The 16,682-nt window shown below is 63.8% G+C and carries 15 protein-coding genes; 12 read left to right on the forward strand and 3 right to left on the reverse strand.

The genetic code is table 11. The features are described from left to right. Positions 1–89 precede the first annotated feature (89 nt). A complete protein-coding gene (locus PMM47T1_RS26695; RefSeq protein ID WP_008375053.1) occupies positions 90–605 on the reverse strand; it encodes a DUF2062 domain-containing protein in 516 nt (171 codons plus the stop codon). Positions 606–752: 147 nt separating this feature from the next. Between PMM47T1_RS26695 and PMM47T1_RS26700 the strand changes: the two genes are divergently transcribed. The 9 genes from PMM47T1_RS26700 (at position 753) to PMM47T1_RS26740 (ending at position 8,987) form a co-directional block, all read left to right on the forward strand. Continuing rightward, positions 753–2,975 carry a DNA internalization-related competence protein ComEC/Rec2 gene (locus tag PMM47T1_RS26700; RefSeq protein ID WP_008375055.1) on the forward strand — a complete coding sequence of 741 codons (2,223 nt, stop codon included), beginning with the start codon at positions 753–755 and terminating at the stop codon, positions 2,973–2,975. A 62-nt stretch (positions 2,976–3,037) separates the two neighbouring features. Then, positions 3,038–3,673, forward strand: a complete 636-nt coding sequence (locus PMM47T1_RS26705; protein WP_008375057.1) for a MotA/TolQ/ExbB proton channel family protein — start codon at positions 3,038–3,040, stop codon at positions 3,671–3,673. After that, a complete protein-coding gene (locus PMM47T1_RS26710; RefSeq protein WP_008375059.1) occupies positions 3,670–4,095 on the forward strand; it encodes an ExbD/TolR family protein in 426 nt (141 codons plus the stop codon). Before PMM47T1_RS26705 ends, PMM47T1_RS26710 begins: the two co-directional genes overlap by 4 nt. After that, entirely contained in the window at positions 4,095–5,096 is a 1,002-nt protein-coding gene (gene lpxK / locus PMM47T1_RS26715) for a tetraacyldisaccharide 4'-kinase (RefSeq protein ID WP_008375062.1), read from the forward strand. Before PMM47T1_RS26710 ends, lpxK begins: the two co-directional genes overlap by 1 nt. A gap of 40 nt (positions 5,097–5,136) precedes the next feature. Further along, positions 5,137–5,322, forward strand: coding sequence for a Trm112 family protein (locus PMM47T1_RS26720; RefSeq protein ID WP_008375064.1), 186 nt, complete (start codon positions 5,137–5,139; stop codon positions 5,320–5,322). Next, a complete protein-coding gene (gene kdsB / locus PMM47T1_RS26725) occupies positions 5,319–6,083 on the forward strand; it encodes a 3-deoxy-manno-octulosonate cytidylyltransferase (protein ID WP_008375066.1) in 765 nt (254 codons plus the stop codon). The genes PMM47T1_RS26720 and kdsB overlap by 4 nt, the downstream gene beginning before the upstream one ends. Then, the gene (locus PMM47T1_RS26730; protein ID WP_008375068.1) at positions 6,083–6,547 is read left to right on the forward strand and encodes a low molecular weight protein-tyrosine-phosphatase; all 465 of its coding nucleotides are present in this window, start codon (positions 6,083–6,085) and stop codon (positions 6,545–6,547) included. Before kdsB ends, PMM47T1_RS26730 begins: the two co-directional genes overlap by 1 nt. After that, complete coding sequence (gene murB, locus PMM47T1_RS26735; protein ID WP_008375070.1) at positions 6,544–7,563, forward strand: UDP-N-acetylmuramate dehydrogenase; 1,020 nt, start codon at positions 6,544–6,546, stop codon at positions 7,561–7,563. The genes PMM47T1_RS26730 and murB overlap by 4 nt, the downstream gene beginning before the upstream one ends. A 131-nt stretch (positions 7,564–7,694) precedes the next feature. After that, a complete protein-coding gene (locus PMM47T1_RS26740) occupies positions 7,695–8,987 on the forward strand; it encodes a hypothetical protein (protein WP_008375072.1) in 1,293 nt (430 codons plus the stop codon). Positions 8,988–9,273: 286 nt separating this feature from the next. Here the strand turns inward: PMM47T1_RS26740 and rne are convergent, their stop codons facing one another. Then, positions 9,274–12,663 carry a ribonuclease E gene (gene rne, locus PMM47T1_RS26745; RefSeq protein ID WP_043301579.1) on the reverse strand — a complete coding sequence of 1,130 codons (3,390 nt, stop codon included), beginning with the start codon at positions 12,661–12,663 and terminating at the stop codon, positions 9,274–9,276. A 738-nt stretch (positions 12,664–13,401) separates the two neighbouring features. Between rne and rluC the strand changes: the two genes are divergently transcribed. From rluC to sppA, 3 genes are read left to right on the forward strand one after another with little or no spacing between them, the layout of a single operon-like run. After that, entirely contained in the window at positions 13,402–14,361 is a 960-nt protein-coding gene (gene rluC / locus PMM47T1_RS26750; protein WP_008375076.1) for a 23S rRNA pseudouridine(955/2504/2580) synthase RluC, read from the forward strand. Next, entirely contained in the window at positions 14,351–15,013 is a 663-nt protein-coding gene (locus tag PMM47T1_RS26755) for an HAD-IA family hydrolase (protein ID WP_008375079.1), read from the forward strand. Before rluC ends, PMM47T1_RS26755 begins: the two co-directional genes overlap by 11 nt. 23 nt (positions 15,014–15,036) lie before the next feature. Continuing rightward, the gene (gene sppA, locus PMM47T1_RS26760) at positions 15,037–16,020 is read left to right on the forward strand and encodes a signal peptide peptidase SppA (RefSeq protein WP_008375080.1); all 984 of its coding nucleotides are present in this window, start codon (positions 15,037–15,039) and stop codon (positions 16,018–16,020) included. Between the two features lie 53 nt (positions 16,021–16,073). On the opposite strand, the gene PMM47T1_RS26765 is transcribed toward sppA, so the two are convergent. Further along, positions 16,074–16,649 (reverse strand): Maf family protein, encoded by a 576-nt coding sequence (locus tag PMM47T1_RS26765; protein WP_008375082.1) that lies wholly within the window; start codon positions 16,647–16,649, stop codon positions 16,074–16,076. Between the last annotated feature and the right edge of the window lie 33 nt (positions 16,650–16,682).

The raw sequence follows: 16,682 nt of genomic DNA on the forward strand, positions 1-16,682 counted from the left end.
GGTTGCGCACGGCTGCTGGTGAGCGGCCGCGGCATGCGTTCCTGATTGACTCGGCCCATTGCCTTGACCTGTAGCCGCTGCCGCAGCGGCTACGGGCGTTTCGCGTGACGGCGGCGCCATTGGCGCGCCACCCACCAGCGCCAATACCCCAGGGTGGCCACATAGCCCAGTGCCCCCATCACTACCCCCGTCACCACGGACCCCAACACGAACGGTTGCCACAGCGTGACCAACTGCCCGCTGATCCACTCCCAGCTCAGATTGTCGGGCAGGGTGCGTGGGGGCGAACCCATCAGCCAGGCGCCCACCTGGTAGGTGACGAAGAATATCGGCGCCATGGTCAGCGGGTTGGTCAGCCACACCAGGCTGACGGCAATCGCCAGGTTGCCCCTTGCCAGGATGGCCAGCGCGGCGGCCACCAGCATTTGCAGGGGGATGGGCAGGAACGCGGCGAACAGCCCCACGCCCATTGCCCGGGACACGCTGCGCCGGTTTAGGTGCCACAGGTTGGGGTCGTGGAGCAGTCGCCCGAGAAAGCGTAATGACGCGTGTTGGCGCAGTTGCTCGGGGTCGGGCATGTAGCGTTTGAACAGGCGGCGCGGCATGCAGATTCTCGCGAAACGGCCCAAGGGGTATAGGCGCAGTATGCCCGCCTTCACGGGCGCTCAGGTTCAGACTTTGTGACAAATATTTAGCGGCGCTGCCCGGTGTTTGCGCCGATGCTGGCGGCTCGATTGCTCAAGGATGAGTGTATGCGCACCGCGATGCTGGCACTGGCCGTCGGCCTGGTTACCCTGCGTTTTCTGCCGGTATTGCCCGGCCCGTGGGCGTTGGCCGCCTTGCTGGCACTGGGTGTTACGCTGCTGGCGCGGCGTTGGGTAAGGCCTGCATTGCTGGTGCTTGGGCTGGCATGGGCGTGCGTACAAGCGCACTGGGCGCTGGATGACCGTCTGTCGCATTCGCTGGATGGCCAGACCGTGTGGCTGGAAGGCCGGGTGACGGGCCTGCCCGACAATCAGGGCAGTTCGGTGCGGTTCGAATTGGCCGACGCCCAGTCCCGGCGCCATGACCTGCCTCGACAACTGCGCCTTTCCTGGTTCAACGGCCCGGTGGTGAACAGCGGCGAACGCTGGCGCCTGGCCGTGACCCTCAAGCGCCCGCGTGGGCTGGTGAACCCGGCGGGCCTGGATGCCGAAGCGTGGCTGCTGGCGCGCGGCATTGGTGCCACCGGCAGCGTCAAGGACGGCCAGTTGCTGGCCCCGGCCCAGGGCGCCTGGCGCGACGCCTTGCGCCAGCGGCTGCTGGCGGTGGATGCCCAGGGCTACGAAGGCGTGATCACCGCGCTGGTGATGGGGGATGGCTCGGCCATCAGCCGAGAACAGTGGGGGGTATTGCAGGCGACCGGCACGGTGCACCTGTTGGTCATTTCCGGCACCCATATCGGCTTGCTGGCCGGGCTGGTCTACGGGCTGGTGGTCGGCCTGGCGCGGCTGGGGCTCTGGCCGGCGGCGTTGCCCTGGTTGCCCTGGGCGTGCGGGCTGGCATTTTGCGCTGCTGCCGGTTACGGCGTGCTGGCCGGTTTGCAGGTACCGGTGCAGCGGGCCTTGATCATGCTCGGGCTGGTGCTGCTATGGCGCCTGCGCTTTCGCCACCTGGGGGTATGGCTGCCGCTGCTGGCGGCCATGAACGCGGTGCTGCTGATTGATCCGCTGGTCAGTCTGCTGCCTGGTTTCTGGCTGTCGTTCTCTGCCGTCGGCGTGCTGATGCTGGTGTTTTCCGGGCGTCTGGGCGCCTGGCCCTGGTGGCGGGCCTGGACGCGAGCGCAATGGTTGATGGCGGTGGGGTTGCTTGCGCCACTGCTGGCGCTGGGGATGCCCATCAGCCTTGGCGGGCCGCTCGCCAACCTGGTGGCTGTGCCCTGGGTCAGCATCGCAGTGTTGCCCGCGGCGTTGCTGGGCGCGCTGATGCTACCGGTGCCCTGGTTGGGTGAGGGGTTGTTATGGACGGTGGGCGGGCTGTTGGCGTTGCTGTTCGATGGCCTGGCCTGGCTGGCAGCGTGGTTGCCGGCCTGGGTGCCGCCCGGGTTGCCATTGGGGGTGTGGTTGCTGGTGTCGGTGGGGGTGCTGCTGCTGTTATTGCCAGCGGGCCTGTCGATGCGGCCTTTGGGGTGGCCATTGGTTTTGCTGGCGGTGGCGCCGCCGCCGCAACTGCTGCCCTACGGAGAAGCCCAGGTCACCCAGCTGGACGTAGGCCAGGGCCTGTCGGTGCTGATACGCACTCGTCATCACGCGCTGCTGTATGACGCCGGGCCGCGCACTCCCGGCCAGGACGCCGGCGAGAGGGTGGTGGTGCCCAACCTGCGCGACCAGGGTGTGCGCACCTTGGACCTGATGCTCATCAGCCACGCCCACATGGACCACTCGGGCGGGGCCCCGGCGGTAATGCGCAGCCTGCCGGTAACGGCGGTGTGGAGTGGCGAGGCCGAGCAGTTGCCGGCCTCGCTGGCGGCGCAGCCCTGCGAGTCGGGGCGCAGCTGGCAGTGGGACGGCGTCAACTTCACTGTGTGGCGCTGGGCCCAGGCGCGGGACAGTAACCCGTCGTCGTGCGTGTTGCTGGTAGAAGCCAAGGGCGAGCAGCTGCTGCTGGGCGGCGATATCGACAGCGCCGCCGAGCGTGCCCTGGTCGCCAGTGGCCTGAGCCTGGGCAGCCATTGGTTGCAGTCGCCTCATCATGGCAGCCGCACGTCGTCGTCCCAGGCCCTGCTTGATGCCATGCAGCCGCGAGGGGCGCTGATCTCCCGCGGTTACGGCAACTCGTTCGGCCACCCTCACGGGCAGGTGCTGGACCGTTATCGCGCCCAGGGCATGGAGGTCCATGACAACGCGCTGCACGGCGCCTTGCACCTGCGTCTGGGGCGCTTTGATGGTGTCAGCGGCGAGCGTGAGCGAAGGCGCTTCTGGCGCGACCCGACATGACGGTCTACGACCCGTAGCCCCCCTATGTTAGAGTGGCGGACTTTTTCGAGGGGGTCCTTACTGTGTGGGAATTGGTCAAATCCGGCGGCTGGATGATGTTGCCGATCATTCTGAGCTCCATCGCCGCGCTGGGCATCACCGCCGAACGCCTGTGGACCTTGCGCGCCAGCCGTGTAACCCCTGCGCACCTGCTGGGTCAGGTATGGCGCTGGATCCGCGACAAGCAGTTGGACAAGGAAAAACTCAAGGCGCTGCGCGCCGACTCGCCCCTGGGCGAAATTCTGGCCGCAGGCCTTGCCAACTCGCGCCATGGCCGCGAGATCATGAAAGAGTGCATCGAAGAGGCCGCAGCCCGCGTCATCCATGAAATGGAGCGCTACATCAGCATGCTCGGCACCATTGCCGCCATGGCGCCGTTGCTGGGCCTGCTGGGCACCGTGCTGGGCATGATCGAGATCTTCAGCTCGTTCATGGGCAGCAACATGGCCACCAACCCGGCCGTACTTGCCGGCGGTATCTCCAAGGCATTGGTCACTACGGCGTCCGGCCTGTTCGTGGGTATTCCGGCGGTGTTCTTCCACCGTCTGCTGCAACGCCGCATCGACGAGCTGGTGGTGGGCATGGAGCAGGAAGCAATCAAATTGGTGGAAATGGTGCAGGGTGACCGCGAAGTCGATCTGGCTGAGGAAAAAGCGTGAAATTTCGCCGTAAGCAGCGGGAAAACATCGACATCAACCTGGTCTCGCTGATCGACGTGGTTTTTGTGTTGCTGCTGTTCTTCGTGGTGACCACCACGTTCACCAAGCAGACGCAGTTGCGGGTGGACTTGCCGGAGGCTGTCAGCGGCAGCCCCGAGCAGGACACCGGCAAGACCCTGGACATTGCCATCAGTGCCGACGGCGTCTACTCGGTGAACAACAAACTGTTGCCCAAGAGTGACCTGAGCACCCTGATGGATGCCCTTGAGGCTGAATCGGCGGGCGACACCCAGTTGCCGCTGTCGATCAGCGCCGACGGCAAGACCCCGCACCAGGCGGTCATCACCGCCATGGACGCGGCCGGCAAGCTGGGCTTCAGCCACCTGAGCATGACCACGGTCGAGGCGCAGGCGAACAACTGATGGCCCTATCCGATCGCTTGTTGGCGGCCTGGTACGCAGGGCATCCGGCGCTGACGCTGCTGCGCCCGCTGGAATGCCTGTACCGCCGCGTGGTGCAGGGCAAGCGCCAGCGCTTCCTGCGCGGGCAGGGCACTATCTACCGCTCGCCGGTACCGGTGGTGGTGGTCGGCAATGTCACCGTAGGCGGCACCGGCAAGACCCCGATGATTCTCTGGCTGATCGAACACTGTCAGCGCCAAGGCCTGAAGGTGGGCGTGGTCAGTCGTGGTTATGGCGCCAAGCCACCACAGTTGCCGTGGCCAGTATTGCCTGAGCAGGACGCCAGCGTGGCCGGCGACGAGCCGTTACTGATCGTGCAGCGCACCGGCGTGCCGCTGATGATCGACCCCGATCGCAGCCGCGCCGTGCAGGCCCTGACTGCCGCGCAGCCGCTGGATCTGATCCTGTCCGATGACGGCATGCAGCATTACCGCCTGGCCCGCGACCTGGAGCTGGTGCTGATCGACGCCGCCCGTGGCCTGGGCAACCGCCGCTGCCTGCCGGCCGGGCCACTGCGCGAGCCGGCCGAGCGCTTGCAGTCGGTGGATGCGGTGCTGTTCAACGGCGCCGCGCAGGACACCTCGCAAGGCTTTGCCTTCACCCTGCAGCCCATGGCCCTGATCAATGTGCTGACCGGCGAGCGCCACGGGCTAAACCTGTTTGCCCCCGGGCAGGCGGTGCACGCGGTGGCCGGTATCGGCAACCCGCAACGTTTCTTCAATACCCTGCAGGCGCTACACTGGCGGCCACAGGCCCACGCGTTCGCCGACCATGCCGAGTACAGCCTGGCGGCCCTGACTTTTTCGCCGCCGTTACCATTGGTCATGACTGAAAAGGACGCGGTCAAGTGCCGCGCCTTTGCCCGTGACGACTGGTGGTACCTGGCGGTAGACGCGCAGCCATCGCAAGCCTTTGTCGACTGGTTCGATGGGCGTTTGCCCGGCTTGCTGGCGCGTACCTGACCTTATTGCCTTCACGCTGCATCTTTGCCAAGGACCCACCATGGACACCAAACTGCTCGATATCCTCGCCTGCCCGATCTGCAAGGGCCCGTTGAAACTCAGCGCGGACAAGACCGAGCTGATCAGCAAGGGCGCCGGCCTGGCCTACCCGGTTCGCGACGGCATCCCGGTGATGCTGGAAAGCGAAGCGCGCACCCTGACCGACGAGGAGCGTCTGGATAAATGAGCCAGGCCTTTACCGTTGTCATTCCGGCGCGTTTTTCGTCCACGCGCCTGCCCGGCAAGCCGTTGCAGATGATCGCCGGCAAGCCGATGGTCCAGCACGTGTGGGAGCAGGCTTGCAAAAGCAGCGCCGAGCGCGTGGTGGTGGCTACTGATGATCAGCGTATCGTCGATGCCTGCCAGGCGTTCGGCGCCCAAGTGCTGTTGACCCGCGCCGATCACGAGTCGGGTACCGACCGTCTGGCCGAAGTGGCCCAGGCGCTGGGCCTGCCCGCTGATGCCATTGTGGTCAATGTGCAGGGGGATGAGCCTTTGATCCCGCCAGCGGTGATCGATCAGGTAGCGGCCAACCTGGCGGCCCACGCTGAAGCCGGCATGGCCACCCTGGCCGAGCCGATCGAGGATGTGGCGTCGCTGTTCAATCCCAACGTGGTCAAGGTGGTCAGCGACTTCAACGGCCTAGCGCTGACCTTCAGCCGCGCCACGCTGCCGTGGGCGCGTGATCAGTTTGCCCAGGACCGTGACGCGCTGCCGGCTGGCGTGCCGTTCCGTCGCCATATTGGTATCTACGCCTACCGCGCCGGTTTTCTTCAGGCCTTCGTGGGCTGGGGCCCTTGCTGGCTGGAAGAGACCGAGCGTCTGGAGCAACTGCGTGCCCTGTGGCATGGCGTGCGCATCCATGTCGCGGACGCCGTCGAGGCGCCGCCGGCTGGCGTCGACACCCCCGAGGACCTGGAGCGCGTCAAGCGCCTGCTGGAGGCCTGATGCGGGTTCTGTTCGTGTGCCTGGGCAATATCTGCCGCTCGCCTACCGCCGAAGGCGTGCTGCGTCATCAATTGCAGCAAGCTGGGCTGGCCGAGCAAGTGCAGGTGGCGTCAGCCGGCACCGGCGACTGGCATGTAGGCAAGCCGCCGGACAGCCGCACCCGTAACGCCGCGCTGCGACGCGGCTACGACCTGTCGGCCCAGCGGGCGCAGCAGGTCAGTGCCGCCGATTTCGGCCGCTATGACCTGATCCTGGCCATGGACGAGAGCAATCTGGGTAACCTCAAGCGCTTGCAGCCAGCCGGCGCCCGCGCCGAGCTGGACCTGTTCCTGCGTCGCTACGACGGCCTGGTGGACGAAGTGCCGGATCCTTATTACGGCGGTGAGCAGGGTTTCGAGCAGGTCCTGGACTTGATCGAGCAGGCCTGCCACGGCCTGGTCACGGAATTGAAGGGGCGGCTATGAGCGTGCAGATTCGCGAACGGGTATCGCTCCAGCCATTCAACACCTTCGGCATTGATGTCAGCGCTCGTTGGTTTGTCGATGTCAGTGATGATGATCAGGTCCGCGAGGCGCTGTCCTGGGCCCGTGAACATCAAGTACCGGTGCTGCCCATCGGCGGTGGCAGCAACCTGTTGCTGACCGGTGACCTGCAGTTGCTGGTGATGCGCATGGCCAGCATGGGTGTGAGGGTACGGGTGGACGACGGTCAGTCGGTAGTGGTCGAGGCCCAGGCCGGCGAGCCCTGGCATCCCTTTGTCCAGCAGACGCTGGACATGGGGTTGGCGGGTCTGGAGAACCTCAGTCTGATCCCAGGTACCGTGGGTGCGGCGCCGATGCAGAACATCGGCGCCTATGGCGTCGAGATCAAGGACGTGTTCCAGGGGCTGACCGCTCTGGATCGTGAAACCGGCGAGCTGCGCGACTTCAGCCTGGCTGACTGCGCCTTTGGCTACCGCGACAGCCTGTTCAAGCGCGAGCCGGGGCGTTGGTTGATCCTGCGCGTGCGTTTCAACCTGACGCGCACCGCGCACCTGCATCTGGACTACGGCCCGGTGCGCCAGCGCCTGGCAGAGCAGGGCATCGAAGTGCCGACGCCTGCGGACGTCAGTGCGGCCATTTGCAGTATTCGTCGGGAAAAGCTGCCGGATCCTGCCGAGCTGGGCAATGCCGGCAGTTTCTTCAAGAACCCGGTGGTGCCGGCGGCCTTAGCTGAGCGCATCAAGGCCGAGCATGCCGACCTGGTGGGTTACCCCCAGGCCGACGGGCAGGTCAAACTGGCTGCGGGCTGGTTGATTGAGCGGGCGGGGTGGAAAGGTTTCCGCGAAGGCGATGCTGGCGTGCATCGCTTGCAGTCGCTGGTGCTGGTCAACTACGGATCGGCCACGGGTGAGCAATTGCATGCGTTGGCCATGCGTATCCAGGCAGATATTCTTCAGCGCTTTGGCGTGGCGTTGGAGATGGAGCCGAATCTGTACTGAGCCGGTTGCCTGTGCGCGACGCGCAGAGTGGGTTCGCTGACTGTTAGTTTTACCAGTAGTTGGGGGCTATCCATTTTGCTCAACTCTCGTGAGCGGCACCGAGTTGGTGCTGTCCTTTAGAGGGTCGGATCATGCAGGATTTTACCAAGCGAGCAAATGGGCAACTTGACCCCGAATTCGGCACCGCCGGACTTGTCAGGATGCAAGGCATCGGCGAGTTGCAGGAACGGGCATTTATCAGTGCACTGGCCCCTTTGCCAGAGGGGGCTGTGTTGGTTGCATCGACTGCGATCGACTTCCACAATTTCTATATAGCTCGATTGACTGATGATGGTGCCCCAGACCCCGGATTCCGGGGCGAAGGCGCCTGGCGGGATGATTTTGGCGAGAATGCCATCGTCAGACTGATTCACCCGCTGGAAGGGGGTGGCTTCCTCGTGGCGGCACAGTTGCTGAAAGGGATTGCCCTTGCGCGTTACCACGCCAGCGGTGAGCCCGACATGAGCTTCAACAACGGCAATAAGATGATCCTGCCGATCAGTGACCTTTCCCGGCTGAAGGCGTTTAGCGGGGGCGAAGCGCTGGCCATGGCGCCGCTGCACTCACGCGGCATTCCCGACAGCGACCTGGCTGGAGTGCAGTGTGTGGCTGATGGTGATCGTGTGTACTATGCGATGGACACCTTTTACGGGGAGTATGAGCGCCTGGTCGTGGTGATCTGCCTGACCAGCGAGGGTGTGCTTGCCCCTGATTTTGGCACCGATGGATACATTATTATCACCCTCAATGGGGCGATTGGCCCGTGGTCCGGGTTTGAGGCCATCGCACTTCAAGCACATGAGGGGGGCAAACTGCCCGTCATTCTTGGGCTTGTTCCTGAGTATGATCTTGGCCCGCGCCAGGGGTTTGTGCTGCGATGCCAATATGACGGATCACCCGATCCGCTATTTGGTCACGCCCAGCAACCGCAGAATCCGGGTGTGGTATTGATGCCCCAGGCGATGAGGTTTAGCTGGGCGTTGGCGGCGTCACCAAGCGGCTCGATAAGTGTGGGTGGCGAGGCCGCAGCGGGTGCAGTCGCTGTTTGCCTGGACAATAGTGGCGGATTTGATGAAGTCTTCAATCAGGGGCAGCCGCTGCTCAGTCTGCCTCCAAGTGCATGGACTTCGGCAACCTATGTGGATGGGCAGGTTGAGCGTTCATTGATGTTGGCGGGTACTACTCGCGTTTCCAATGGGTACAACATTGCGCTGCGACGGGTTGCTGCTGATGGGGTGGTGGACCCGGAATTCGGGGATCAGGGTTTATTGCAGTTGCCCTATTCCTTCCGGCCCGCAGGGATAGCGGATATTTATATGGACAGCCGTCGGCGCGGCAGCACCTACGTGGCGGCCGAGGTCGAGCTTTACCGACTGCTGGTGTGACAACCATTCCTTTTGATTGCGTCGAGTGCTACCTGCGTACCAGCAACTGCCCCTGCAGGCGCCGAGCTTGCTGGCGATGAGGCCCTTCCTGGCACGCTGCGGGGGCTGCATCGCGACCAAGGTCTGCTCCTACCCAATCGTAGCGTCACCACCGACGTAGCTGCCGAAGGCATGTGCTACCTACCGGCGCAGAGGGCTATGTTGCCTGGTTCCCAGCATTGCGCGCAGAACCAAAAAAAAGCCCCCGCTGCATCACTGCAGCGGGGGCTTTTTCATGCCTTCAATGTCAGGCGAACGGTTTGTGTTCGTGCTGTTCCTCTGAGGCGCGGTGCTGATGCTCAACCACTGGCTCGGCTTCGGCTGCCTGGGCTGCGGCAGCAGCGGCAGCTTCGGCTTCACGCTTGCGGCGACGCACTTCACGTGGGTCGTTCGGGGCGCGGCCGTTCGAGCTCAGGGCTACCGCCGGGGCTTCAACCACTGGCTCGGCCACGGCTGCAGGTTCGGCAACCACTTCAGGCTTGGCTTCGACTACAGGTTCGGCAGCAGCCACCGGCTGGGCTTCAACCACAGGCTCTGCCGGGGCTTCCACCACCGGTGCAGCTTCAACGATCGGGGCTGGAGCGGCTTCCACCACTTCTGCCTTGACCGGCTCGGCCACTGGCTCCGGTTGGATGTCGACGACCGGTGCGGCCGCTTCTTCCACGGTTTTCGGTGCCGGTGCTTCGAACACGAAGGATGGTTGCTCGACCACTGGGGCGGCAAACACTTCCGGTTCTGGCTGGGCTTCGATCACGGCAACAGGTTCGGCTACCGGAGTGGCCTCGACCACTGGCGTCACTTCAACAGGGGCTTCGCTGGCCGGGCTTTCGATGACCGGAGTCACTTCCACCGGCTGGTCGGCCACGACTTCGGCGTGCACAGCCGGGGTGGCGACTTCTTCTGCCGGGGCAGGAGCGGCTGCGACGACCGGTGCTGGCGCTTCGAACACTTCAGGGGCGGCTTCGTGCACGGTGGCAGTGGCGCGCTCGGCCTGAACGGCGGCCTCGGCTTCGGCTGGTGCGCTGATCACGCTGCTGGCAACGGCGGCAGTGACGGCCAGGCCGGCAGCCAGTTCGGCGCCCGACGGCTCGTGACCTTCTTCCTGACCTTCTTCCTGACCTTCTTCCTGACCTTCTTCGCTGCCTTCAACCACGTTGCCATTGGCATCGCGCTGACGCTCACGACGGTTGCTGCGACGACGCTGGCCGCGGGAGCGACGACGTGGACGTTCGCCATCGGCGCCTTCCAGGTTTTCGTCCTGCTGCAGTTCTTCGTTCGGCAGTGCCTCGTCAGCGGCGGCTGCCACGGCTTCCTCTTCGCCCTGTTCAGGACGCAGGGTGCGCGGTGCACGCTCTTCACGCGGGGCGCGTTCTTCACGCGGCGCACGCTCTTCACGTGGTGCGCGTTCTTCACGCGGTGCACGCTCTTCACGTGGCGCGCGCTCTTCGCGAGGTGCCCGCTCTTCACGTGGAGCACGTTCTTCACGCGGGGCGTCGTCTTCACGCAGTACGCGTTCTTCACGCGGTGCACGTGGCGCGCGCTCTTCACGAGGGGCACGTTCTTCACGTGGTGCGCGCTCAGGGCGCTCTTCGCGTGCGGCCGGTGCTACGGCGTCCAGCGGCTCGCGCAGTTCACGAACCGGGCGGTCCTCGCGGCTACGGCGCTCTTCGCGTGGTGCGCGTGGCTCGCGTGGTGGGCGTGGGGCGCGCTCTTCGCGGGCGGCCGGGGCTTCCTCGCGGGCTTCGCGTGGGGCGCGCTCTTCGCGTGGGGCACGGTCTTCGCGCGGCTTGCGCTCTTCGTCGCGACGGCCGTTGCGGTTGCGGCTTTGCTGGCGGCCGTTACGGCGTTCTTCGTTGCGCTGCGGGCGCTCCGTAGTCGCCGGCTTCTCGACAACCACGGGTGCGGCAGGCTCTTGCTTGGTGGCAAACAGGCTCACCAGGGATTTCACCAGGCCCTTGAACAGGCTTGGCTCCGGAATAACCGGGGCAGGGGCCGGGGCGGCAACCGGTGCGGCTGGCTCTTCGGCGGGTACCGGTGCCGAAGCGCGGGCCGGGGCGGTCTTGACTGCGGCTTCCTGGCGGACCAGGGTGCGGGTCGCGGCCACTGGCTGGACTTCTTCGACTTCGGCGGCAGCGATCTCGTAGCTCGACTGGGCGTTCTGGGCTTCAGGGCTGTCGTCGCGCAGGCGCTGTACTTCGAAGTGCGGGGTTTCAAGGTGGTCGTTCGGCAGGATGACGATACGAGCACGGGTGCGCAGTTCGATCTTGGTGATCGAGTTGCGTTTTTCGTTCAGCAGGAACGCGGCGACCGGGATCGGCACCTGGGCGCGGACTTCGGCGGTGCGGTCCTTCAGGGCTTCTTCTTCGATCAGGCGCAGGATGGCCAGCGACAGCGATTCGACGTCACGGATGATGCCGGTGCCGTTGCAGCGTGGGCAGACGATGCCGCTGCTCTCGCCCAGGGACGGACGCAGGCGCTGGCGGGACATTTCCAGCAGGCCGAAGCGTGAAATGCGGCCGATTTGCACGCGCGCACGGTCGGCTTCCAGGCATTCGCGGACTTTTTCTTCCACGGCGCGCTGGTTCTTGGCGGGGGTCATGTCGATGAAGTCGATCACGATCAGGCCGCCGATGTCGCGCAGGCGCAGCTGGCGAGCGATCTCTTCAGCCGCTTCCAGGTTGGTCTGCAGGGCGGTTTCTTCGATGTCACTGCCTTTGGTGGCGCGCGCCGAGTTGATGTCGATGGACACCAGGGCTTCGGTCGGGTCGATCACGATCGAGCCGCCGGACGGCAGTTCAACCACGCGCTGGAAGGCGGTTTCGATCTGGCTTTCGATCTGGAAGCGGTTGAACAGCGGCACGCTGTCTTCGTACAGCTTGATCTTGCTGGCGTACTGCGGCATCACCTGGCGGATGAAGGTCAGGGCTTCTTCCTGGGCTTCAACGCTGTCGATCAGCACTTCGCCGATGTCCTGGCGCAGGTAGTCGCGGATGGCGCGGATGATCACGTTGCTTTCCTGGTAGATCAGGAAAGGTGCGGAACGGTCCAGGGAGGCTTCCTTGATCGCGGTCCACAGTTGCAGCAGGTAGTCCAGGTCCCACTGCATCTCTTCGCTGCTGCGGCCAAGGCCTGCGGTGCGCACGATCAGGCCCATGTCGGCCGGGGCCACCAGGCCGTTCAGTGCTTCGCGCAGTTCGTTGCGTTCTTCGCCTTCGATGCGGCGCGAGATGCCGCCGGCGCGCGGGTTGTTCGGCATCAGGACCAGGTAGCGGCCCGCGAGGCTAATGAAGGTGGTGAGGGCGGCGCCCTTGTTGCCACGTTCTTCTTTCTCGACCTGGACGATGACTTCCTGGCCTTCGCTCAGGACGTCCTTGATGTTGACGCGGCCTTCGGGGGATTTCTTGAAGTATTCGCGGGAGATTTCTTTGAGTGGCAGGAAGCCGTGACGTTCGGAGCCGAAGTCGACGAAGGCGGCTTCCAGGCTCGGTTCGATACGAGTGATTCGGCCTTTGTAGATGTTGGCCTTCTTCTGCTCGCGGGCGCCGGACTCGATGTCCAGGTCGTAGAGGCGCTGGCCATCTACCAGGGCAACACGCAACTCTTCGGGTTGAGTTGCGTTAATCAGCATTCTTTTCATGTAGTACCGTCGGTTTCCGGGCTGCCGGAAACGGCGTTCGGCACACACGACTTCTCACGGTCGGTGTCAGGTGCGTCAGCAGTGGCGGGGGCCATTGCAGTGTCTAGCGAGTCCACCCAACGGGGGTGAAGTCGCGACCACGCTTCCTGCTTGCTGTGGTGTCAAAAGCACTCAGTCAGGAGGAGGAATCAATTGTCCTGCGTGGACGCCCGTGGCGTCTGATCAAGCCCGGGTCGTGTCGTGAGGCGCCTGTGGCAGTACTCGACATGACGCGGTGCTACACGGTCCGACGATTGTGCATCTCCACCCTACACGTATCCCTGATAATTCGGGTGCTGCCGCGCGCTGAATCCGCAACGGGTTGGCATTTATCGCAAGCACCGACAGGGCGCATGCGCATTTATGGCTAAGGCTTTGTGTTTCCGAAGCATTCGCCGCTACCGAGTGACAACGACCGCGATGGATGGGAGTGGCATCGAAAAAAAACTGAAAATGAGTGCAAAAACACCGCTCTTTTTGGCTTTCTCTCGGTCTTCTCACATCTGCGCCGGTTACGTTGCGTACCACCCCGTAATCAAGCAAAAACCCCGTCGGACGGCCTCGCGTCCTCATGAATTGCGTAGGCAAGGGCCGGTCTACTACCGCATATCCGCTTGCCCGCCACTTTTGGCGGCGTTCGCGACTATAGCAGCAATCATTAAGTGCTTCAAATCCATAAAAAATTGTTATTATGGGGAAATGACGACTACAACCCCTCCAACCTCCGGCGTCCAGCTGCTCGAGGTTGCGCCGGAATATGCCGGCCAACGCATCGACAATTTCCTCATTACTGCGCTCAAGGGTGTGCCCAAAACCTTGGTCTATCGCATTCTCCGCAAGGGTGAAGTGCGTGTGAACAAGGGGCGGATCAAACCCGAGTACAAGCTGCAGGCCGGGGACATCGTCCGTATTCCACCTGTTCGCCTGCCCGAGCGCGACGAGCCCGTGCCGCTGGCCCAGGGGCTGTTGCAGCGCCTGGAAGCCTCGATCGTTTTCGAGGACAAGGCGCTGATCGTGATCAACAAGCCGGCCGGCATTGCCGTGCATGGTGGCAGCGGCCTGAACTACGGGGTCATCGAGGCCTTTCGTCAGTTGCGCCCGGACACCAAGGAGCTGGAACTGGTGCACCGCCTGGACCGCGACACGTCTGGCCTGCTGATGATTGCCAAGAAGCGCAGCATGTTGCGCCACCTGCATGCGGCCCTGCGCGGCGATGGCGTGGACAAGCGCTACATGGCCCTGGTGCGCGGGCGTTGGGACACGGCTCGCAAGCAGGTCAACGCGCCGTTGCAGAAGAGCAACCTGCGCTCCGGTGAGCGCATGGTCGAGATCGACGAAGAAGGCAAGGAGGCCCTGACCCTGTTCAAGGTGCTGCGCCGTTTCGGTGATTTCGCCACCATGGTGGAAGCGCGACCCATTACCGGGCGTACCCACCAGATCCGCGTGCATGCCCTGCATGCCGGCCATAACATCGCCGGTGACACCAAATACGGTGACGAGGACTTCAGTCGCGAGATCCGCGACCTGGGCGGCAAGCGCCTGTTCCTGCACGCCTACCAGTTGACCGTACCGCTGCCCGATGGCGGCTCGCTGAAGCTTGAGGCGCCGGTGGACGACATGTGGGCCAAGACCGTGGAGCGCCTCGCCAGTGCCCCGTGACTATGATCTGCTGATCTTCGATTGGGATGGCACCTTGGCCGACTCCATTGGTCGGATTGTCGAGGCCATGAAAATGGCGGCGCGCTCGGCGGGTTATGCGCAGCGTGACGACGAGGCGATCAGGGGCATCATCGGTCTGGCGTTGCCTGAGGCAATTCTTACGCTGTATCCGGAAATGGATGACAGTCAGGTCGTGGCTTTTCGTCAACACTATGCCGATTGCTACATGACCATGGATGCCGAGCCATCGCCCTTGTTTCCGGATGTGCTGGAGTCGCTGGCGGCATTTCGGGCCGCTGGTTACCGTTTGGCGGTGGCCACGGGCAAGGCGCGTCGTGGCCTGGATCGGGTGTTGAAGGCCCATGGTTGGGAAGCGTACTTCGACATCACTCGCGCCGCTGACGAAACCCGCAGCAAGCCGCACCCGCTCATGCTCGAGCAGATCCTCGAGCATTGCCAGGTGCCGCGCGAACGAGCACTGATGGTGGGTGATGCGTCGTTCGACCTGCTGATGGCACGCAATGCCGGCATTGACGCCGTGGCGGTGGGGTATGGGGCCATGCCGCTTGAGGCTCTGAAGGTGCATGGGCCGGTACTGGCCATCGAGCGTTTCGCCGAGCTGCACAGCTGGTTGAGCGATTCGACGAATTGAATTTTTCCGTAGGGAGCTGAACGATGTCTGATGAATGGAAAGCGCCCGACGCCGAAAAGCGTGGTGATGACAAAAGCTGGCAATTGTTGGAGAGGACGTTGCAGGCCAACGTGATCGAGCACCGGCGTACTCGCCGCTGGGGGATCTTCTTCAAGTCGCTGACCTTCATCTACCTGTTCCTGGCCCTGGCGGCGTTCACGCCGTTGATGGACATGGAAAAGAGCGCCACCCGTGGCTCGCACTACACCGCGTTGATCGAAGTGCGTGGCGTGATCGCCGACCAGGAGGCGGCCAGCGCCGACAACCTGATCGGCAGCCTGCGTGCCGCCTTCGAGGACCCGAAGGTCAAGGCTGTGGTGTTGCGCATCAACAGCCCTGGTGGCAGCCCGGTGCAGGCAGGTTATGTGGTCGACGAGATTCATCGCCTGCGCAAGGAGCATCCGGATACCAAGCTGTACGCGGTGATCAGTGACCTGGGGGCTTCGGGCGCCTATTACATCGCCAGCGCCGCTGACCAGATCTACGCCGACAAGGCCAGTCTGGTGGGCTCCATCGGTGTGACGGCGGCCGGTTACGGCTTTGTGGGTACCATGGAGAAGCTGGGCGTGGAGCGTCGCGCCTACACTTCGGGCGAGCATAAGTCGTTCCTCGATCCGTTCCAGCCGGCCAAGCCGGAGGAAACCCAGTTCTGGCAGGGCGTGCTGGATACCACGCACAACCAGTTCATCAATGTGGTCAAGCAGGGCCGTGGCGACCGCCTGAAGTTCAAGGAGCATCCCGAATTGTTCTCGGGCCTGATCTGGTCGGGTGAGCAGGCGCTGCAACTGGGCTTGATCGACGGGCTGGGCAATTCCAGCTACGTGGCGCGTGAGGTGGTGGGCGAGAAGGAGTTGGTCGACTTTACCGTCGAGGATTCCGCCCTGGACCGTTTCTCCAAGAAGCTGGGCGCCAGCGTGGCCGAAAAATTGGCCTTGTATATGGGGTTCAATGGCCCATCGTTGCGCTAAGCCTCGCCCTGGTGTGGGAATGGGTAGAGCCCGCTCCCACACCAGGCTTGTGATTAGATTTCCACCCCCTCCTGCAACAACATATCCACCAGTCGGATCAGCGGCAGCCCCACCAGGCTGGTCGCATCCGGCCCGTGGGTGCTCTTGAACAAACTCACCCCCAATCCCTCCGCCTTGAAGCTGCCCGCGCAGTCATACGGCTCCTCGGCGTGCAGGTACCGCTGGATGGTCGCCAGGTCCAGTTCACGCATCTCCACGGTGAATGGCACACAGTCCACCTGGCAGTGCCCTGTGGCGCTGTTGAGCAGCGCAAGGCCCGTGAGGAAGGTCACGCTGGTGCCGCTGGCCTCCAGCAGTTGCGTGCAGGCCTTGTCGAAGGTGTGTGGCTTGCCCAGGATCTGTTCGCCCAGCACGGCCACTTGGTCGGAGCCAATGATAAGATGGCCCGGATGGCTGGCGGCCAGGGCGCGTGCTTTGTGTTCGGCCAGGCGTTTGACCAGCGTTTCGGCGGGTTCGTCGGCCAGCCGGCTTTCATCGATGTCGGGGCTGGCGCAAGTGAAGGAAAGGCGCAGGCGGCCCAGCAATTCCCGGCGATACGGCGAGCTTGAGGCAAGTAGCAAGGGCAGCATGGCGGTCTCCTGAAGATGAGCGGTCATTCTATC

The organism is Pseudomonas sp. M47T1, from assembly GCF_000263855.1.
GTDB lineage: Bacteria > Pseudomonadota > Gammaproteobacteria > Pseudomonadales > Pseudomonadaceae > Aquipseudomonas.

Coding starts and splice junctions, on each gene's coding strand:
- sppA (WP_008375080.1), top strand. CDS start 15,037: ATGTCTGATGAATGGAAAGCGCCCGACGCCGAAAAGCGTGGTGATGAC.
- PMM47T1_RS26740 (WP_008375072.1), top strand. CDS start 7,695: ATGCAGGATTTTACCAAGCGAGCAAATGGGCAACTTGACCCCGAATTC.
- PMM47T1_RS26700 (WP_008375055.1), top strand. CDS start 753: ATGCGCACCGCGATGCTGGCACTGGCCGTCGGCCTGGTTACCCTGCGT.
- rne (WP_043301579.1), bottom strand. CDS start 12,663: ATGAAAAGAATGCTGATTAACGCAACTCAACCCGAAGAGTTGCGTGTT.
- PMM47T1_RS26765 (WP_008375082.1), bottom strand. CDS start 16,649: ATGCTGCCCTTGCTACTTGCCTCAAGCTCGCCGTATCGCCGGGAATTG.
- rluC (WP_008375076.1), top strand. CDS start 13,402: ATGACGACTACAACCCCTCCAACCTCCGGCGTCCAGCTGCTCGAGGTT.
- PMM47T1_RS26695 (WP_008375053.1), bottom strand. CDS start 605: ATGCCGCGCCGCCTGTTCAAACGCTACATGCCCGACCCCGAGCAACTG.
- lpxK (WP_008375062.1), top strand. CDS start 4,095: ATGGCCCTATCCGATCGCTTGTTGGCGGCCTGGTACGCAGGGCATCCG.
- PMM47T1_RS26730 (WP_008375068.1), top strand. CDS start 6,083: ATGCGGGTTCTGTTCGTGTGCCTGGGCAATATCTGCCGCTCGCCTACC.
- PMM47T1_RS26720 (WP_008375064.1), top strand. CDS start 5,137: ATGGACACCAAACTGCTCGATATCCTCGCCTGCCCGATCTGCAAGGGC.
- murB (WP_008375070.1), top strand. CDS start 6,544: ATGAGCGTGCAGATTCGCGAACGGGTATCGCTCCAGCCATTCAACACC.
- kdsB (WP_008375066.1), top strand. CDS start 5,319: ATGAGCCAGGCCTTTACCGTTGTCATTCCGGCGCGTTTTTCGTCCACG.